The 1,557-nt window shown below is 49.0% G+C and carries 1 protein-coding gene; it reads right to left on the minus strand.

Translation table 11 applies throughout. The annotated features are described in order from the left end of the window. On the minus strand, positions 1 to 1,557 hold a 1,557-nt coding region (locus JCM12259_RS12760; RefSeq protein ID WP_025066725.1), incomplete at both ends, for a helicase-like domain-containing protein.

Here is a 1,557-nt window from a genome sequence, read left to right on the forward strand (position 1 = left end):
TACGGCACGTTGCTGTGCATTCACACCTGTGCCCAACATGGACGTAGAACCGAAGATAATGCGAATATCACCGCGGTTCATCGCATCTACCATTGCCTTCTTTGCTTTCTCGTTCTTGCATTCCTGAATGAAGCGTATTTCATAGGATGGGATATGATAGTCTTCCACCAACTTTCTCTTGATTTCCGAATAGACATTGAAGTCTCCACCGGGCTTATAAGTCCCTAAATCAGAGAAAACGAACTGTGTACCTTTCTGTGCGTCGAACTTTCGGTAATAGTCATTGAGCATCTTGGCACAATGGCTTGCCTTGTTGTCGATATGATCTGAGTAAGCATTTTCATCTATCATTCTGAGGTCAAGGCTCATCTTTCTGGCGTAGTCTGTTGCAATCAGCATCTTTGCTCTTTCCTCGCTCTCACTCAGTGGTGCTCGTCCCAAAAGCGTGGCATCGCCACTCTTGGCAAACTCCATCAGTTTGCCGATAAACACCTCCTGTTCGGGCGTGGGTGGTATATTATGCAGAATCTCATTCTTTTCAGGGCGGTCGATACCGATGTCCTTGGCTGTGCGAAAGTCGCAAATCTCCGCATAGAACGCCGCCAGCTCTGGCACCTTGATGAAGGTACGATAGCGTTCCTTCTGGATAATCTCATTGGTGATGGAGAACTCATAGTCGGTCGATTTCTTGGCAAAGACCGCCGCCCATGCGTCAAAGCTGTTGATACCCTGCTTCTCCAAAGCCTGCGGGCGCAGGTATTTGAAAAGCAGATACAGCTCCGTAAGTGAGTTGCTGATGGTCGTTCCTGAAAGGAAAGTGGCTCCCAAATCCTTGCCCGACCGCTCCTGTATGGTGCGTATGGCAAAGAGCATATTCAAGGCTCGCTGTGAGCCATCGGGATTGCCCAAACCCGACACACGGTCGTGGCGGGTATTGAACATGAGGTTTTTGAACTGGTGCGACTCATCTACGAATAGGTGGTCAATACCCATCATCTTGAAATCCACGGCATCGTCTTTTCTTTCGGCTATACTGTCCTGAATCCCCTGTAACTTCGCTTCAAGAGTCTGCTTGCGTTTCTCCAAACCTTTGAGCATCCCACGGGAGATGTCCGCTCCTTGCATACGCAGGACTTCGAGGTTTTCCTCCACGGAGTCCATCTCCTTCTGAAGGATAGCCTCCTGTATCTCCAATGCCTGCGGTATCATGCCGAACTGTTCATGCGTCAAGATAATACAGTCCCAGTCGTTGTTCTTGATGTCGTTGAAGATACGTTGGCGGTTCTGCTTATTAAAATCGTTCTTACCCGGATAGAGTACCTTAGCATTAGGATAAGCTTTCCTAAAGGTGTCGGCAATATCAAAGACGTTTGCTTTCAGTCCGATAATCATCGGCTTGTTTGCCAGTCCCAATCGCTTCATCTCGTAGGCAGCCGTACACATGATGAGTGTCTTTCCCGCTCCCACCTCGTGGTCGCAGATGCCGCCACTGTTGGTTTTGAGCATCCACACGGCATCCTTCTGACTCTTGTAAAGGTCGGCTATGCCCAGCCGTTT

The organism is Hoylesella enoeca JCM 12259, assembly GCF_000613405.1.
Taxonomy (GTDB): domain Bacteria; phylum Bacteroidota; class Bacteroidia; order Bacteroidales; family Bacteroidaceae; genus Prevotella; species Prevotella enoeca.